Annotated in this window: 12 protein-coding genes and 1 tRNA gene; 5 read left to right on the top strand and 8 right to left on the bottom strand. The window is 67.9% G+C overall.

Annotated features, from left to right (window positions below):
• Positions 1-190: 190 nt before the first annotated feature.
• The 5 genes from ACGF2Y_RS03370 to ACGF2Y_RS03390 form a co-directional block, all read right to left on the bottom strand.
• Positions 191-1,408 (bottom strand): hypothetical protein, encoded by a 1,218-nt coding sequence (locus ACGF2Y_RS03370; protein ID WP_392942866.1) that lies wholly within the window; start codon positions 1,406-1,408, stop codon positions 191-193.
• A 135-nt stretch (positions 1,409-1,543) separates the two neighbouring features.
• On the bottom strand, positions 1,544-1,966 hold the full coding sequence (locus tag ACGF2Y_RS03375) for a hypothetical protein (RefSeq protein ID WP_392942868.1): 423 nt from the start codon (positions 1,964-1,966) through the stop codon (positions 1,544-1,546).
• A gap of 66 nt (positions 1,967-2,032) precedes the next feature.
• A complete protein-coding gene (locus tag ACGF2Y_RS03380) occupies positions 2,033-3,808 on the bottom strand; it encodes a ParB N-terminal domain-containing protein (protein WP_392942870.1) in 1,776 nt (591 codons plus the stop codon).
• Between the two features lie 87 nt (positions 3,809-3,895).
• The gene (locus ACGF2Y_RS03385) at positions 3,896-4,360 is read right to left on the bottom strand and encodes a DUF6197 family protein (protein WP_392942872.1); all 465 of its coding nucleotides are present in this window, start codon (positions 4,358-4,360) and stop codon (positions 3,896-3,898) included.
• Positions 4,361-4,436: 76 nt separating this feature from the next.
• The gene (locus ACGF2Y_RS03390) at positions 4,437-5,177 is read right to left on the bottom strand and encodes a DUF2786 domain-containing protein (RefSeq protein ID WP_392942874.1); all 741 of its coding nucleotides are present in this window, start codon (positions 5,175-5,177) and stop codon (positions 4,437-4,439) included.
• Between the two features lie 568 nt (positions 5,178-5,745).
• Between ACGF2Y_RS03390 and ACGF2Y_RS03395 the strand changes: the two genes are divergently transcribed.
• From ACGF2Y_RS03395 to ACGF2Y_RS03405, 3 genes are all read left to right on the top strand, one after another.
• Positions 5,746-6,171, top strand: coding sequence for a hypothetical protein (locus tag ACGF2Y_RS03395; protein ID WP_392942876.1), 426 nt, complete (start codon positions 5,746-5,748; stop codon positions 6,169-6,171).
• 934 nt (positions 6,172-7,105) lie between these two features.
• Entirely contained in the window at positions 7,106-8,002 is an 897-nt protein-coding gene (locus ACGF2Y_RS03400) for a hypothetical protein (protein ID WP_392942878.1), read from the top strand.
• Complete coding sequence (locus ACGF2Y_RS03405; protein ID WP_392942880.1) at positions 7,999-9,507, top strand: DUF5131 family protein; 1,509 nt, start codon at positions 7,999-8,001, stop codon at positions 9,505-9,507. Before ACGF2Y_RS03400 ends, ACGF2Y_RS03405 begins: the two co-directional genes overlap by 4 nt.
• 86 nt (positions 9,508-9,593) lie before the next feature.
• On the opposite strand, the gene ACGF2Y_RS03410 is transcribed toward ACGF2Y_RS03405, so the two are convergent.
• On the bottom strand, positions 9,594-10,904 hold the full coding sequence (locus ACGF2Y_RS03410; RefSeq protein WP_392942882.1) for a tyrosine-type recombinase/integrase: 1,311 nt from the start codon (positions 10,902-10,904) through the stop codon (positions 9,594-9,596).
• Between the two features lie 104 nt (positions 10,905-11,008).
• Positions 11,009-11,081 (bottom strand) — tRNA-Ala (locus ACGF2Y_RS03415).
• Positions 11,082-11,259: 178 nt separating this feature from the next.
• Between ACGF2Y_RS03415 and ACGF2Y_RS03420 the strand changes: the two genes are divergently transcribed.
• The gene (locus tag ACGF2Y_RS03420) at positions 11,260-11,808 is read left to right on the top strand and encodes a helix-turn-helix domain-containing protein (protein WP_392942883.1); all 549 of its coding nucleotides are present in this window, start codon (positions 11,260-11,262) and stop codon (positions 11,806-11,808) included.
• A 161-nt stretch (positions 11,809-11,969) separates the two neighbouring features.
• Positions 11,970-13,430, top strand: coding sequence for a protein kinase (locus tag ACGF2Y_RS03425; RefSeq protein WP_392942885.1), 1,461 nt, complete (start codon positions 11,970-11,972; stop codon positions 13,428-13,430).
• Positions 13,431-13,569: 139 nt separating this feature from the next.
• Here the strand turns inward: ACGF2Y_RS03425 and ACGF2Y_RS03430 are convergent, their stop codons facing one another.
• Positions 13,570-14,895: a hypothetical protein gene (locus tag ACGF2Y_RS03430; RefSeq protein WP_392942887.1), complete on the bottom strand. Its 1,326-nt coding sequence runs from the start codon at positions 14,893-14,895 to the stop codon at positions 13,570-13,572.
• Positions 14,896-15,069 lie beyond the last annotated feature (174 nt).

A 15,069-nucleotide genomic window follows, 5' to 3' on the forward strand; every position in this document is an offset into this window, starting at 1 on the left:
GCGGGCGGCGTGGGGCCCCCGCCGCGGGGGCCCCCCCCGGCGGCGCCCCCGCCGCCCCCCCCCCGCCCCGGGGGGGGGGCGCCCCGGGCGGGGGGGGGGGGGGGGGGGGGGGGGGCGCCCCCCCCCCCCCCCCCCCACGGCCCGGCGGCCGGGGTCCGGCCGGGCGGTCTTCCCCGCCCGGCCGGACCTGCTAAGCGGCGACCGGTTCGCGTGCGGCGACGCGGCACCGGGTGAGAACCGTCTGTGCGGTCTCGCCGTAGATGCTGTGGTCCTTGACCGTGCCGGTCAGCTCGACCTCGTCGCCCTGGTCGGGGACGTCGGCGGCGCTGCTGAACCAGACGAACACATTGCCCTGCGGGTCCTGGAACTTCACCAGTCGGCGGCGCTGGGTCTGGTAGCCGTACGTCCGGCCCTCCAGCTCGATGACGGTGGTGACGGTGGCGGGGGTGGTGATGCGCTCGCCCACGGTGCCCTGCGGCTTGCTGTTCTGCGCGGCCCGCTCGGTGGCCTCCTTCTCCTGGTCGCGGTACCAACCCGCGATGGCGGACACGAGCGTCGGCAGGTGGCGCGGGTCGACGGTTTCGCCCTTCGCCAACTGGCCTACTTTGTGGCGGTAGTCGGAGAGGCTGCCGTATCCCTGGACGGCCCATGCCCGGACGGCGGCGGCCGTGGTCGGCGCGTCGGTGTCGGCGTCGATGTCGGCCCGCCATTCCATCGGGGCCTTGCGGTCGAAGAAGTACGCTTCGACGCCGTCGGCGGTCGGCATGGAGTTCTTCCACTGCTCGGACCGGCTGTAAAACCGGCCCTCCGTCTTGACGATGGCGGCGGTCACCCGCAGGACTTCGATCACCGGGACGCGGAGATCGGCCGGGATGCCGCCCTCTTCGCCGTCCCAATCGGAGTCCTTCAGCGTGCCGAACCGCCACAACGCCTCCAATCCCTTGATCGGCAGACCGGTGTACGGCTCCACGCACGTCGTGCCCAACTGCCGCATCTCGCCGTTCTCGTGGCGGGCGAGGTAGGTGGCGGTGCGGTGGCGGGCGACGGCGCACCCGTGGCAGAAGTTCTCGATGGCCCGGTACTGGCGCGCGGCCTCCGCGTCCTGCTCAGGCAGACCGGGGAACAGGCTTGTGATCGTCTCGCCCTCCTCGTCGTGGTCCAGGCGGGCGATGACGGTCCAGCCCTGGTGACGGGGAATGTCACCGGAGATCGTCACGGTGATGGTGGGACGCTTGCCGATCAGGCGACCGTCGATGTCGTGGTAGTCGGCCAGGAAGGGCGCGGAGATGTCGAGCGTGTACGCGCTGAGGTGATGGACGGCGGCGCGGGTGTTGGTGGCCTCGACAAGCTGACGGACGCGAGACTGAGCCGTGGCGGGGATGGAAAACCGCATGGCTGCGCTGGTCATCGTGGGTGCTCCTGCTGGTGAGAGAGGAATTGGGGGCCCGGCCGGGCGGGTTGCCCTCCGCGTGCGGCCGGGGTCGGGCCGGATAGCGGCCCGTACGGTTGGAGGGGGGTTGCCCGCCCCCTCCAACATCATTAATTAAACCATATTTTTAGGTGTGGGGCAAGCATCCCGGCCAGGGATGTCCAGTGCGGCGCGGTCGCGTAGGAACGCGGCGAACAGGGCGGCGGTGTAGCTGTCGGCGGTGCCGTACGTGCGTCGGCAGTCCAGCGCGCCGATGCGCTCGCCCCGGTGGCGGACGGGGAACGGCTGGCCGGGGGCCGGGATGGCGAGTGCGTACAGTCCGCGCGAGGTGTCCACGCGCAGGACGACGGCGGCGGCCTCGTGGTCGTAGGCGGCAGACCAGCGGGCGGGACCTACGCCGAACTCCGCGAGTCCGCCCGCGATGGCGCGGGCCTGCATGATGTCGGCGGTCGTGCCGGGGTCGGGCTCGGCGGGGGCGGGGACGCATCCGCATCCGTGGTCGTCGGCGTGGGTCTCGAACAGAACTGTACGGGTCACTGTGGGGCTCCTGGGGGTGCCGGGAGCGGGGCGGTTCCCGCCCCCGGCGTCGGGCGGCTGAGGTGGTTAGGCGGTGGCTTCGTCGTCGCTGGCCGGGTCGTCGGCTTCCTCGGCCTCCGGCTCGCCCGTCTCCTCGTCGGTGCCGGGCTCCTGCTCGGTCTCCGGCTCACTGCCGGACGTGATCGCGGCGCGGGGCTTCTTCTTCGACGGGTCGTAGGGCTCCTCGTCCACGACCGACTGCTCAATGGGGGTGAGCGGATACCCGAGGGACGCGAGCACCTGGAACCACCGGCCGGTGGGCTTCCGCGTCCACGGGGCGTGCTGGCTGTCCGTCCGCCATGCCGATCGGTTCGCGCACTTCTCCCGGACGGCCGCGATGGCGGCGAACTGGAGCTGCGGGGCCCGGCGCGGGTCCTTGGCAACGTGCCCGGCAAAGCTGCTCCGGTCCTTCGCCTGCTCGGCGTTCAGCCCCAGGAATCCGGCCAGAATCTCCGTGGTGCCCTCCTTGTTCAGGTCGTCGGCGATACCCCAACTACCGTTCAGCAGAGCGTTATTGACGTGCCCTATCAGAGTGTTGGTGGTGTTCTTGGGGAGGTTGCGCCGCTTGATCAGGTCCGTGATCCACTTCCGGCGCAGGGCCTCGGCCGCGTCCCAGTCGATGTTCCCCTTCTTGACGGCGGCGCGGGCGGCGCGCTCGGCCTCCTTGTCGGCGGCGGTCATCGTGCTGCCGCTGGCGATGGCACCCTCGGGCACCGTGTGCCCGTACAGGCCGGGGGCGGAGCAGTAAGGCTCGTACCGGTCCCCCCGCCGCTCATCGAACACCCAGACAAGCCCCTTGCACTCGGCGTGCCCCTCGGTGCTGATGCCGCGCAGTCGCCACACGGGCATAGCCCGCTCGGACAGTTCCTCGGCGTCCCTGATCTTCTGCCCGGCCGTCTCCAGCTCCGCGCGGTGCGCCTCCGCCTTGTTCCGCTTGTCGCGCTTGGTCCGCTCGATGGCGATGGCCCAGTCAACGTCTCCCTCGTCGGCGTCGCCCTCGGCGGCGGCCTCGGTGATCGCGGCGAGCGCTTCGGCGTCGTCGGCAAACTCCGAGAGCGCGGCCAGGTGCTCGAAAGTCCACTCGTAGCTGCCCGCGCCGCTGACGGCGGCGCTCAGCTTCTCGTCAGACCTGACCTTGACCAGCGTCTTGACGTCCTTCTGCCGCACGCCTGCGGCCTTGGCGATTCGGCCGACCTGCGCGCCCGCCTCGGCCGCGCTGAACATAGCCTGGTTCATCTCGGATGTGGTGAGGCTCTTACGGTGCTGAGCGGTCGTAATCATGTCGAGGAACTGTCCGGCCGCGTCGCGGTCGTCTTCCTCCCACTCGTACGGCAGGTGGGTGAGACCCGCGTCCGTCGCTGCGTGGTAGCGCCGGTTTCCGTCGTTGACCTGGAGGACTCCGCCGTCGAGCCGCTGGATCTTGACGGGGATGCGGCACCCCTCGGTGCGGAGCGAGTCCACGAACGGCGCGTTGAGGTCGAGATCTTCACGGGCGTTCTTCGGGTGCGGGGTGAGCGCGTCGATCCGGATGACGGGGCGGGGAGTGACCGGCACAGTCTCCAGCCCTGCCGCGACGGCGGCGGCCAGTCGCTGGAATCCGTCGATGACCTGCGGCACGTCACCGTGGGTGCGCACGACGTACAGCGGCTCGACGACACCGTTGTCCTTCACGTCGGCCAGCAGATCGGCCGGGGCCTCGATGTCGCGGACGTTGCCGGGGTGCGCGGCAAGTTCGGAGACCATGAGGGTCGGCCACGGGGCAGGAGCAGTCTGGACGCCGGCCTGGGTCTTGGTGTTCGTCATCGGTCCTTCTCTTCCTGGTGAGAGTTGTTCGGGCCCTTCGGCCCGGTGTCGGTCGGGGGGTTGCCCTCCCCTTTCCGACACCATTAATTAAACCATGTTCTTGAGGGTGGGACAACCCGGGGTGCTGTGATCGCCGTCACTCGAATGCAGGGCTGCGGCGGTGCGGATCATCGCGGTGGCCTCGGCGGTGGTCCGCTCGGGCTCGTCCCCCCAGCACCACAGGAGGGTGCGCCGGTAGGCGTCCTCGGTGAGCCGTAGCTTTCGCCACCGGACCCCGGACACGGGGCGGCCGTTGACCTGGTTGCTGAGCACCACAAGGGAGTCGAACAGGGCTCGTTGGAAGATGTTCCACGGTTCACCGCGCACGGACCAGCGGGGCCGGACGGAACGCACGCCGCGCTCCCATGCGTGCAGCACGGTGCACGGGGCGGTGTCTCCCATCCGGCCGGGCTGCCAGAGGTGGTCACCCTGGTAGAGGCCGACGCGTTCGATGTGGTCGGCGGCGGCGGTGAGGATGCGGGCGGGGGTGGCCAGTGGCTTTCGAGCGGGCACGGTCATGCCTCCTGGGTTAGGTCGCGGGCTCGGCGGCCGGGGGGCGGCGGATGACCACCCCCCGGCCTTGACGGGGTTACGCGGCTATGGACCCGGCCGTGGAGCGGCCGATCCGCTTACCGCCGATGTCGGCGCGGCTTCCCGCCATCCATCCGGCTCCGTACCCGTTGCCGGTCATGGTGGTGGTGCCACCCTTCCGTGCACGGGGGTACGCCTGCTGATAGCTGCGCGAGACGACGGCCTTGCGGTCCGCGAGCACGAGGGCCGCGCTGCGGCCGGTGGCGGTGGTCTCGCCCCTGGCCTCGTCGCGTGCGCCGCGCTCGGCCTCCTCGATGCGGTCGCCCACCCGGTTGATGAAGCCGAGAAGCCAGGATCGACGCCAGGCACGCGCACCCTGGCCCGGCGGGACCGACTGAGCGGCCAGTCCGCTGTTCATCTGGAGGAGAAGAGAGGTGTAGAGCAGTTCGACACGCTGAAGATCGCTCGCGTACCCGAAGATGTGTACCCGGCGTGCCGGGCCACTGCCGTCCCGGCCAAGGTGGATCAGCTCGCAGCCGAGGGCGAGCGCAATGCGGTTGATGAGGCGGACCCGCTCCATCGCCCACGGGTTATCCAGAACGATCTTGCGGTCCGTCGGGCCGTCGCTGGCCGGGTTGGCGTCGTTGAGCATCGCCTGTTCGACGCCGTACTTCGCCATCATCTCGAACGCCCGCTTCCGGGCCAACTCCGCCTCCGACTCCGGCGTGCGGGGGTCCTCCGCCTTGGCGAGCAGGGCGCGGATGGTTTCGAGCTTCGCGGGTGCCTTCGTGGTGCTCACGTTCGTTCTCCTGGTGAGAGAGGTTGTCGGCGGCCGGTCGGCCTGCCGTGTGCCGATCGGGGGTTGCCCTCCCCTTCCGACATCACTAATTAAACCATGTTCTATGGGTTGGGTCAACCTGAATAGGCGCTCTGACCTGGCCTTTTCCCGCCCCCACCTGCCCGCACCCGCCCTGCCGGGCCCGGCACACCACGCACCTGGGCGGGGTTCCCTCCTCGGTCGGACAGCTCCGCCGTACCAGGGTTCCGGGCGCGGTGTCCTGGCTCGCGTAGCGACCGCGTAGCGGCTTGGCCTGGACGCCGTGTCCGGGTTCCTGGTACGCCCCTTGGGGTGTCCGGCCGAGGAGGGAACCCCGCCTTCACCACCTGCACCACGACGGCGCGGCACCCGACCAACCAGCCCCCACCCCCTCCGAGGAGGACCCGCCGGAGGCAGCCTGTTCGCCCTCGCCGGCACCCAACGAAGGCGTGGTTCGAGATGTCCGCGGACCTGTGCCTACGGTGCGCACGACGAGCACTGATTTCGAACAGAACTGGGGGCATGGGTGAGCACGAATTCGGCAGGACCGGTGAGCGCATCGGAGCTGCGGCGGCGGGTTCGCGCTGCTGAAGCGGTGAAGGCGAAAACGCGGGAGATGGCCGCCGAGCACGTGCTGACTGCACGCGAGGCTGCGGTGAAGGCGGCCAAGGCGAAGGAGGAAGCCGACGTCACGGCACGGGAGGCTGCTGCTGTAGTCCTGCGGCTTTTCGACAACGATGCCGAGTTGGTCTCGGAACTGCTGGGCGTCCCGGCGGAGGAGCTGGAACGGGAGGCGAAGCCTGTTACCGCTGCTCGGGCGAAGGAGATCATCGAATCGCTGCGTGCCCGCGCCGAGCGGCCCCGCACAACCCGAATCCGAAAGCCTCGGACAGATGCGGCAGACGCAGCTTCCTCGACCTCGGGCGCCCCGGCCCCGGTCGTCACGCCGGACGACAGCCGGGCTGATGCCGCCTGAGAACGACATCGGGCCCGGACTCTTCCCGCTCGCGGCGGTGAACGGGTCCGGGCCCGTTCACGTTGACGAGCAACTTTCCCTCATCGGCGAGCCAACGCCCGTTCGTATAACCGCTGTTGAGTGGATGTCCTGGCTGGCCAACGAGTCCGTTCGGGCCCGGTACTGGGCGAAGGTCTACCGAACCTCGTCAACCGAGGACTGCTGGTTCTTCTTCGGCGGGATCTCCAGCACTGGCCACGCCAGTTTCAGGGCGGCGTCGCGGCCGGGCAGGACGCGACGCGGCACGGTGCCAGGCCACCTCTACGGGTACCAGCTCGCGCACGGTGTCATCCCTCGGCTCGGCTGGGGAACCGAGAGCCCGACCGTCTGCCACACCTGCGACAACCACTCCTGCCAGCAACCGACACACCTCCGGTTGGGGACCGCCGCGGAGAACCGAGCCGAATGGCTCGCCAGGCGCCGCGATCCCGCCAGCCCTTTGGCCGACCTCCGAGGGCCCGCTGGCCGGGCACGCAACATCGGTGCCGCTATTCGCGCTGACCGAGCAGAACGTGAAACGGAGAGACAGCTCCTCAGTCGCATCGAAGCCGCCGTCGCAGCTGGACGCCCGCTGAGTCTCTGGTGAGACAGTCCAGCAACGAATGATCATCTTCAACCAAGATCACGCTGTTCGTACACAAGTGAGTGATTTTTAGGCAACTGGCCCTCATAGCACCTTTGTTGCAGCTACTGTGACGCTCAGCCATACGGCTGTTACGGGCGGGAATCAGGACATCAAGAGGAGAGCACTCGGTTGTCTGCGCAAACTGACCGCGTTGGGCGGAGTGGAGCCCGTACCTACAGCAAGCACGAGACGCTCAGTCGCTTCGTCGGCAAGGAGATCGGGGTCGTCAACCGAGGCGGTTCGAGGTTCCTACAGAGCTGCAGACGGCTCGTGTGGCTCGACCTGACCGCTGGTGACGCCAGCCTGCAAGATGAGACGGACGACTGGCACAAGAACTCCTCACCGGGAATCTTGGCCCATCACGCTCGATGGGAGCGCGGAGTCAAGCCGGTAGAAGTCCGACTTGTCGAGATCAACCCGAAAACCTACGACCGGCTGCTCGTCAATCTCGCTCTACGCCTGCCCGCCCTCGGATACTCCCAGCTGGAGGAGAACGTTTGGCGCTGTGGCGAACGAGTTACGGTACGAGCGCTGAACATGGATGGTCGGGATATCTCCGTGGACTTCATCCGGCCCGCTGACGCCGTACTTGTTCTCAATGACCCTAATGGCGTTAACGGTTGGGCCATGCGTGAAACTCTACCAACAGAGATCAGCCGACGCACCGAACGTTTCCGTAGTTTTTCAACCATCGGCTGGAACGCAAAAGGCGCCAAAGCGTGGGCGAGTCGCAAAGATCGTATCGAACGCTACGACCTGATCACGCCTCAGCTGCTGAATCTCGCCCGACAGCGTGATCTTTGTCTGGCTTGGATCGATCGCGACGATGCCCAGTGGTCTTACCTCCTGGAGACCCCTCACGACTGGCGCACAGCCACGGAAGATGAAATCCGGCGAGCCTTCATCCGCAACAAGCTAGAAGTACACATCACCTGGTATCGGGACGACCCAGTTCGGTTCCGTAACGCGCGCATGCGTATGTCACTCACCAAGGCAGAGTACTCCTCCGTTCGAGGAAGAGAATCCGAATGGGTGGCGGCTACCTACGAGGGTCGCCTCAACCTCCTTGGACCGGAGGTCAAGCGGGTAAGACCCCTGTCGTCAATCCCACAGCAGCAGGACACATTATTCGAATTGCCGCGCAGTAACGAGGACTCACCCACATGAGCAAGCTTGGTTCTTACGACGTCCATGCCTTTGCCGACGTTTTCCCCTTGATTGAGGGCGAAGAATTCGACGAAATGGTATTGGACGTCAAACGCAACGGACTGAGGGACCCAATCCTTCTTAACCACGACCGTACGGTCCTCATCGATGGGCGAAATCGGTATCGTGCTTGCGAGGCGGCGAACGCCGAAATGTTCTTTGAGGCTTTGCCGGCCGAACAAAGTGAGGCCGAAATCCTCGACCTCATTGTCTCCAAAAATATCTCCCGCCGTCAGCTCACCGCTGGGCAACGTGCCTTCTTGGCCCTTGAGTACGAGAAGGCGTTCGAAGAAGGAGCGAAGGAGCGACAGCGCGAGGCCGGCCGTCAACGCGCGGCCCAAGCAGATGCGCAGGTCACAGGGATGCAGCTTCCCGCCGATCGGCGGGAAGCAGTAACAGAACGTCACGATCGGGAAGCTACGGCCACAGCTGCACGGACCGTAGGGGCATCGCAACGTTCCGTACAGCGGGCTAAGACCGTCGAGACCTACGCACCAGAACTAGTCGAGAAGGTCAAGTCTGGCGAAATGGCCTTGGATCAGGCCGATAAGCAAGCTCGCCAACGCCGCCGCGATATGCCAGAAGCAGCTCCACTCAGCAAGCCCGGTCCTGTCATCCTGACATTGCGTACGTACGACGGAAAGGAAGTCTCTTACAACAAGCCGATAGGACAGGCCACTTTCAATAACACCGACGGGGAGGGAATCTCTTGGGCTCGCTGGTCATGGAACCCAGTAACGGGCTGCCTTCACGGCTGCGACTACTGTTACGCCCGAGAAATCACCCTGCGCTTCAAACAAGTGAATCCCGCTGGATTCACTCCGTTGCTTCATCATGAACGCCTAAACGCGCCCAAGAATACCCGTATTCCAGAGCATCATATTTCCGACCCATCCTGGAAACGAGTATTCGTTTGCTCCATGGCTGACCTCTACGGCCGCTGGGTACCCGAGGAATGGATTCTCCAGGTCCACTCATCCATGCTTGCAAATCCTCAGTGGGAGTACTTGCTACTCACAAAATTTCCAGCTAGATACAATAAGGTGGACCTTCCGCCGTCTGCGTGGGTCGGAACCAGCGTGGATGAACAAAAACGCGTACGCATCGCGGAAGACGCCTTTCGCCAGATTGACGGAGTCAAGGTGAAATGGCTCTCGATCGAACCTCTCAAAGAGCCACTGAAGTTTACCGACCTCTCCATGTTTGACTGGGTCGTAATCGGTGCACAAACAGAAACTTGGCAAGGGGAAGGCGACCAAAGGAAGCAGGTTCCTGCGTTCTCTCCCCCATTTGAGTGGGTGGTGAATCTGGTCAACCAAGCACGGGAGGCTGGCTGCCGCGTCCACCTAAAGCCAAACCTAGTAAATGGAAAACCGGGAATGCTGCTCCCGAACGAATATCCTGCCGGAGACGTACAGGAAGCTAATTCCGGTCCTGATAACGAGCCGAACATCTGGAAGCCGTGAAGCCAGCAGCAGCTCGCACACCACACCGTTCTTGCCATCTTCCCAGTAATCCGAGCGGATTTACCTACTCATGCTTGCCCGGTGGCCTAAACCGTTATGGGTCCGGCGGCCGACCGCTGCTGCGGGAGGGAAACCTGATCAGTCGCAGATGTGAGGATGGGACCTGGAAGCATTCCAGGTAGCTGCGCGGTGGGATCCATGGCCCATTCGACGGCGGCCATGACCTCGTCGTCCAGGGCGTCCAGGAGGTGGCCGTAGCGGTCCACGGTGGTGGTGATGGACTCGTGCCCCAGCCGCCCCTGGATGGCCGGCAGGGGAACCTTCGCGGCGATCAGCCACGACGCATGAGAGTGGCGGAGGTCGTGGATGCGCGGTCGCTTGAGGAGTCCGTACTTCTCGGCGGCCAGTTCGATCGCGGGCAGCCAGCGCAGACGGCGGAATGTGCCGGGGTCCCACTTGCCCCCTTCAGGGCCCGTGAAGATCAGGGCGTTGGGAGCCAAGCCCTTGGCACGGCGCCGCAGCATCCGGTCAAGCTTGTGAGTGATCACGACGGTCCGCCGCGCTTTCCTGGTCTTCGGGGCGCCGAGAATGGATTTACCGTTCTCGTCCTTCTTCCAGGCCCTCTGGACACGGATGGCGGGTCGGCCGTTGCGCCGCCGAAGGTCACGGGGCTGGAGCGCTGTTGCCTCGCCCCACCGGAAACCGGTCTCCGCGATGGCCTCGCCGAGGTCCTTGGCATCGTCGCTGAGGCATTCGTAGATCCAGGCCCATTCCTCGCGTTCGAGGAAGACCATCTCTTCTTCGTCCTCAGCGCCGTCAAGCCGCGGGAGACGGGTCTTCGCGCACGGATTCGAGGCCCGCAGGGACGGCTCCGCGTCCACCGCTGCCTGAAGGATCGAGAAGAGCAAGCCGTGCTCGTTCTGAATGGTTTTCGGCCGGTATTTCGTTCGAGGCTTCCGGTCTGAAGGGTCGAGCGGGGCGAGCCGTCCGGCCTCCAGGTCGTTGACCCAGTCCTGCACCATCTCTCGTCGGATCGAGCCCTCCCCGTCCTCCACGGAGTAGGGACCGAACCAGGGCGTCATGTTGGCACGTATGCGCGTCTTGTACTTACTGCGTGTGTCGCCCTGGATACCGGTGAGCCGGTCGACATAGGCGAGCGCGAAGGGCTCGAACATCGTCTCCTTGCGGCGGCGGTCTGCAACGAACCCGTGACCGCGGGTCCACCCGGGCGGCCAGTGTTCCCCGTGCGCCTTCACGAGGTCGCGGAACTTCTCAGCGGACGGGAGATCGTCAAACGACTCCGACTCCCGCTTGCCGTTCCGCGCGCCAGCTGAGCGCCAGCGGACGACGAAGGTGGTGTCTCCGCCCCTTCGCTCCTTGGTTTCGATGTAGGCCATGAAACGACCGTAGACGACTCGATGTGCCCACCATGTGCCCACCGGCGGAGACAAAAAACACCCCTCTGACCGCGTTTCCGCAGGTCAGAGGGGTGCGAAGCGAGTGGAGCCTAGGAGATTCGAACTCCTGACATCTGCCTTGCAAAGGCAGCGCTCTACCAACTGAGCTAAGGCCCCGGGCCACAACGAACGAAGGCAACGCCCAGCACGTCCGCGCCAGGGCTACCGTCGCAGACCAGAGTACCGGGTCACCCCCGTGATCCTGCAAAAGGATAGGGACTCCCGGTGAACGACCACGCTCCGTAGGATGCTCGCAAGGTTCGCAGCAGCGAAGCCGCAGCGATGGGGAGACGCCATGGACGCAGCGCAACAAGAGGCGACGGCAAGAGCCAGAGAGCTTCAACGCAGTTGGTACGGAGAGCCGTTGGGGGCGCTCTTCCGTCGGCTGATCGATGACCTCGGCCTGAACCAGGCCCGGCTGGCCGCTGTTCTCGGGCTCTCCGCCCCGATGCTCTCCCAGCTGATGAGCGGCCAGCGGGCCAAGATCGGGAACCCCGCGGTGGTCCAGCGCGTCCAGGCCCTCCAGGAGCTGGCGAGCCAGGTGGCCGACGGCAGCGTCAGCGCGGGCGAGGCCACCGACCGCATGGAGGAGATCAAGAAGTCGCAGGGCGGGTCGGTCCTGACCGCCACCGGCCAGACCGGCTCCACCAGCGGCGCGCCCACCGTCCGCCGTGTGGTGCGCGAGATCCAGTCCCTGCTGCGGTCCGTAGCGGCGGCCAGCGACATCATCGACGCCTCGGATGCCCTCGCCCCGACCCACCCGGAGCTGGCAGAGTTCCTCAAGGTGTACGGAGCGGGACGCACCGCGGACGCGGTCGCGCACTACGAGGGGCACCAGAGCTAGCGGCTCCGGAACGACGGACGGCGGAGCCAGGGCACGCGCACCGCGTGGCGCCCTGGTGCCGGCCCGGACACGGGGCCGGACACGGGGGCCGGACACGGGGGCCGGACACGGGCCGCGGCGGACGCCGCGGCACCACAGGAACGGGGAGCGGGCGCAGCGCGATGGGTGAGGTCTTCGCTGGTCGGTACGAGCTGATCGATCCGGTCGGACGGGGTGGGGCCGGTGCCGTCTGGCGGGCCTGGGACCACCGCCGCCGCAGGTACGTCGCGGCCAAGGTGCTCCAGCAGAGCGACGCGCACACGCTGCTGCGCTTCGTCCGCGAGCAGGCCCTGCGCATCGAGCACCCGCATGTGCTGGCCCCGGCCAGCTGGGCCGCCGACGACGACAAGGTCCTGTTCACCATGGACCTGGTGAGCGGCGGCTCGCTCGCCCATGTCATAGGCGACTACGGCCCGTTGCCCCCGCGCTTCGTCTGCCTGCTGCTGGACCAGCTGCTCTCCGGCCTCTCCACGGTGCACGCGGAAGGGGTGGTGCACCGCGACATCAAGCCCGCCAACATCCTGATGGAGGCGACCGGAACGGGCCGCCCGCATCTGCGCCTCTCCGACTTCGGCATCTCGATGCGCAAGGGCGAGCCACGGCTGACCGAGACCAACTACGTGGTCGGTACGCCGGGTTACTTCGCCCCCGAGCAGATGCTGGGCGCCGAGCCCGACTTCCCCGCGGACCTCTTCGCGGTCGGCCTGGTCGCGCTCTACCTCCTCCAGGGCCAGAAGCCCGACGCCCAGGCGCTGGTCGAGCACTTCGCCGCGCACGGCACCCCCAGCGCCCCGAACGGCATTCCCGAGCCGCTGTGGCAGGTTCTCGCCGGACTGCTCCAGCCGGACCCGCACGCCCGGTTCCGGACCGCGACGGGCGCGCGCAAGGCCCTGACCGCGGCGGTCGAGATGCTGCCCGAATCCGGCCCGGACGACGAGCCGGTGGAGGTGTTCGACCAGATCGGGCCCCTGCCGGCGGGATTCGGCCCCGACGGACCCGTAACCGCCCCCCAGCAGCCCGCGGAACCCGCGCCCGCACCGGCGCAGCAGTCCGTTTCGCCGCAGTCCGTTTCACCGCAGGCCGTTTCACCGCAGGCCGCTTCACCGCAGGCCCTCGCGCAGCCGTCCGGTCAGCAGTCCTCGGCGCCGCCCCCCGCCTCGATGTCGGAGACGGGCAGCTTCCGCCTCGCGCCGCCGCCCAAAGCCTCGCCCGGGGCCTCGCCCGGGGCCTCGCCCGGGGCCTCGCCCCCACAGCCACAGCCGTACGCGCAGCCGGGGTTCCAGCAGCCGCCGGCCGCACCGTTCGCCCCGGACCCGCCACCCCCGTACGCCGTCGGCGCGCCGGCCCCCTCCCAGGCGCCGCCCTCCGGCGTACCGCAGGATCCCGCCGCCACCCGCGCGTACACCGCCCAGCAGCAGCACCCGCAGGCGCCGGCACAGCACGCCGCACCGCACGCACCGCATGCACCCCACGCACCCGTACGGCGAACGCGTCCGGGACCGCCCCCGAAGGTGGCGGTCCCGGTGCTGGTGGTGGCGCTGATCTGCTTCGCGGTCGGGATCTGGGCCCTGACCCAGGTCTGACGGCCCCAGGTCGACGGTTCCAGAGCTGAAGGACCCAGGTGCGACACCCCAGGTCCGGCGCCGGGGGAACGGCAGCCGACGCCCCGGAGGAGCGGCAGCCGCCCTCCCGGGGGCCCGGCGCGGGCCGCCGGCGGGCCGGCTACCAGCCCTGCGGCGGCTGGTGCCCCCCACCGGCCGGGTAGCCGGCGGCCGTGGCGCGGCGGCGGGCCAGCAGCGTCCAGACGCCCAGCCCGAGCACCAGCACGGACCCCGTGCCGATCCCGGCCGCCGCGACCACGGTCATCGGGCCGCTCCGCGCGGCCTCCCGGGCGCTCTTCCCCTTCCGGGCCACTTCCCGGTCCTGGTCGGTGACACCGAAGACCCCGGCATCACCCTCGTACGGGGACTCCTCGGCCGTGTTCTTCACCTGGACCGACAGCTCGAACGGGATCGGCTCGGAGCCGTAGGACTCCTTCAGCTTCGGGCTGAGGGACACCGACAGGTAGTACCAGCCCGCGAACCGCATGGCGCTGACCTGGGCCGAGGAGTCGAACCGATTGCGGTACGCCACCGGCGGCAGCGGCCGCAGGGAAGCGGAAGCGGGCCCTCCGGAGTACGAGAGCGTGGCGTCGGAGACATGCCCCTGGGCCGGGTTGTCCAGCGACAGGGTGAGCGCGCTGCCCACGAAGTCCTTCTCGGCGCTCGTGCTGTTGGAGAGCCCGGCGGTGGCGTGGATCTGCTGGCCCCAGTCCACCGGCACCCGGTAGAAGCGGGTCTGCCCCGGGGCGACGGTGTCCTGCCAGCGGCCGTTCTCCAGGCTGGTGGCCTCGGAGTACCCGGCCCCGCCGGACCGCTTCCGCTGCTCCCCGGTCAGCGGCTTCGCCGAGGCCGAGGGCCAGTTGTCGGGCCCGTCGGTCGGTATGGCCGACCCGCTCTTCAGCTGCGGCTCCTGGAGGAAGCGCAACTCCAGGTCCCAGGCCCCGGTGTCGGACGTCTCCTTGCTCTCGCGCTCGACGAGGACGTCGTACTGGCCGCTCTCCTGGCAGGTGGTGCGGCCTTCCCCGACGGTCCGTGAGACGTACGCGGCGATGGGACGGGTGTACTTGCCCGGTCCGAAGTTCGCCCGCCGGTAGTCGCACCGGGTGTCGTCGGTTTCCCGGAGGCTGAGGGTGATGCCGTCGCCGTAGGCGGCCGGGCCGCTGTCGCCGGGCACCGCGACCGCCGAGACATAGGCGGCGGAGACGTCGTCCAGCGTGACCCGGTAGTAGAGCTTCTCGCCCGGCCTGATCGTGCTGCGGTACGCAACGCCCTCGTCGAGTTCGGACGCCTCGACGTTCGCCGTCGCGCCCTGCACGTTCTTCGCGTCGGGGTCGAACGCGTACGGTCCGGGGCCCGCCGCGTGTGCCTGCCCCGGCAGGACCGCCGCCGCGCACATCGCCGCGAGTACCGCGGCCGCCACCCGCCCCCTGCTGCGCTGCCTCTTCACGCGCTTCCCCTCGTCGTCCACACGCGCCGGTACCCGTCGACCGGGCCGCGATGCCGGTCCATCCTGCCCCGCCCGCACCGCCGCTGTCTCCGGCCATAGCCGGATTGCCCTTCTTGTCGCGTTCCCGCCCTCGCCGACGCCGCGAGGCAGTTCACTTGAGCAATTCATGCAGGT

The sequence above is a fragment of the Streptomyces sp. NPDC048142 genome (genome assembly GCF_043202835.1).
Classification (GTDB): Bacteria; Actinomycetota; Actinomycetes; order Streptomycetales; family Streptomycetaceae; genus Streptomyces.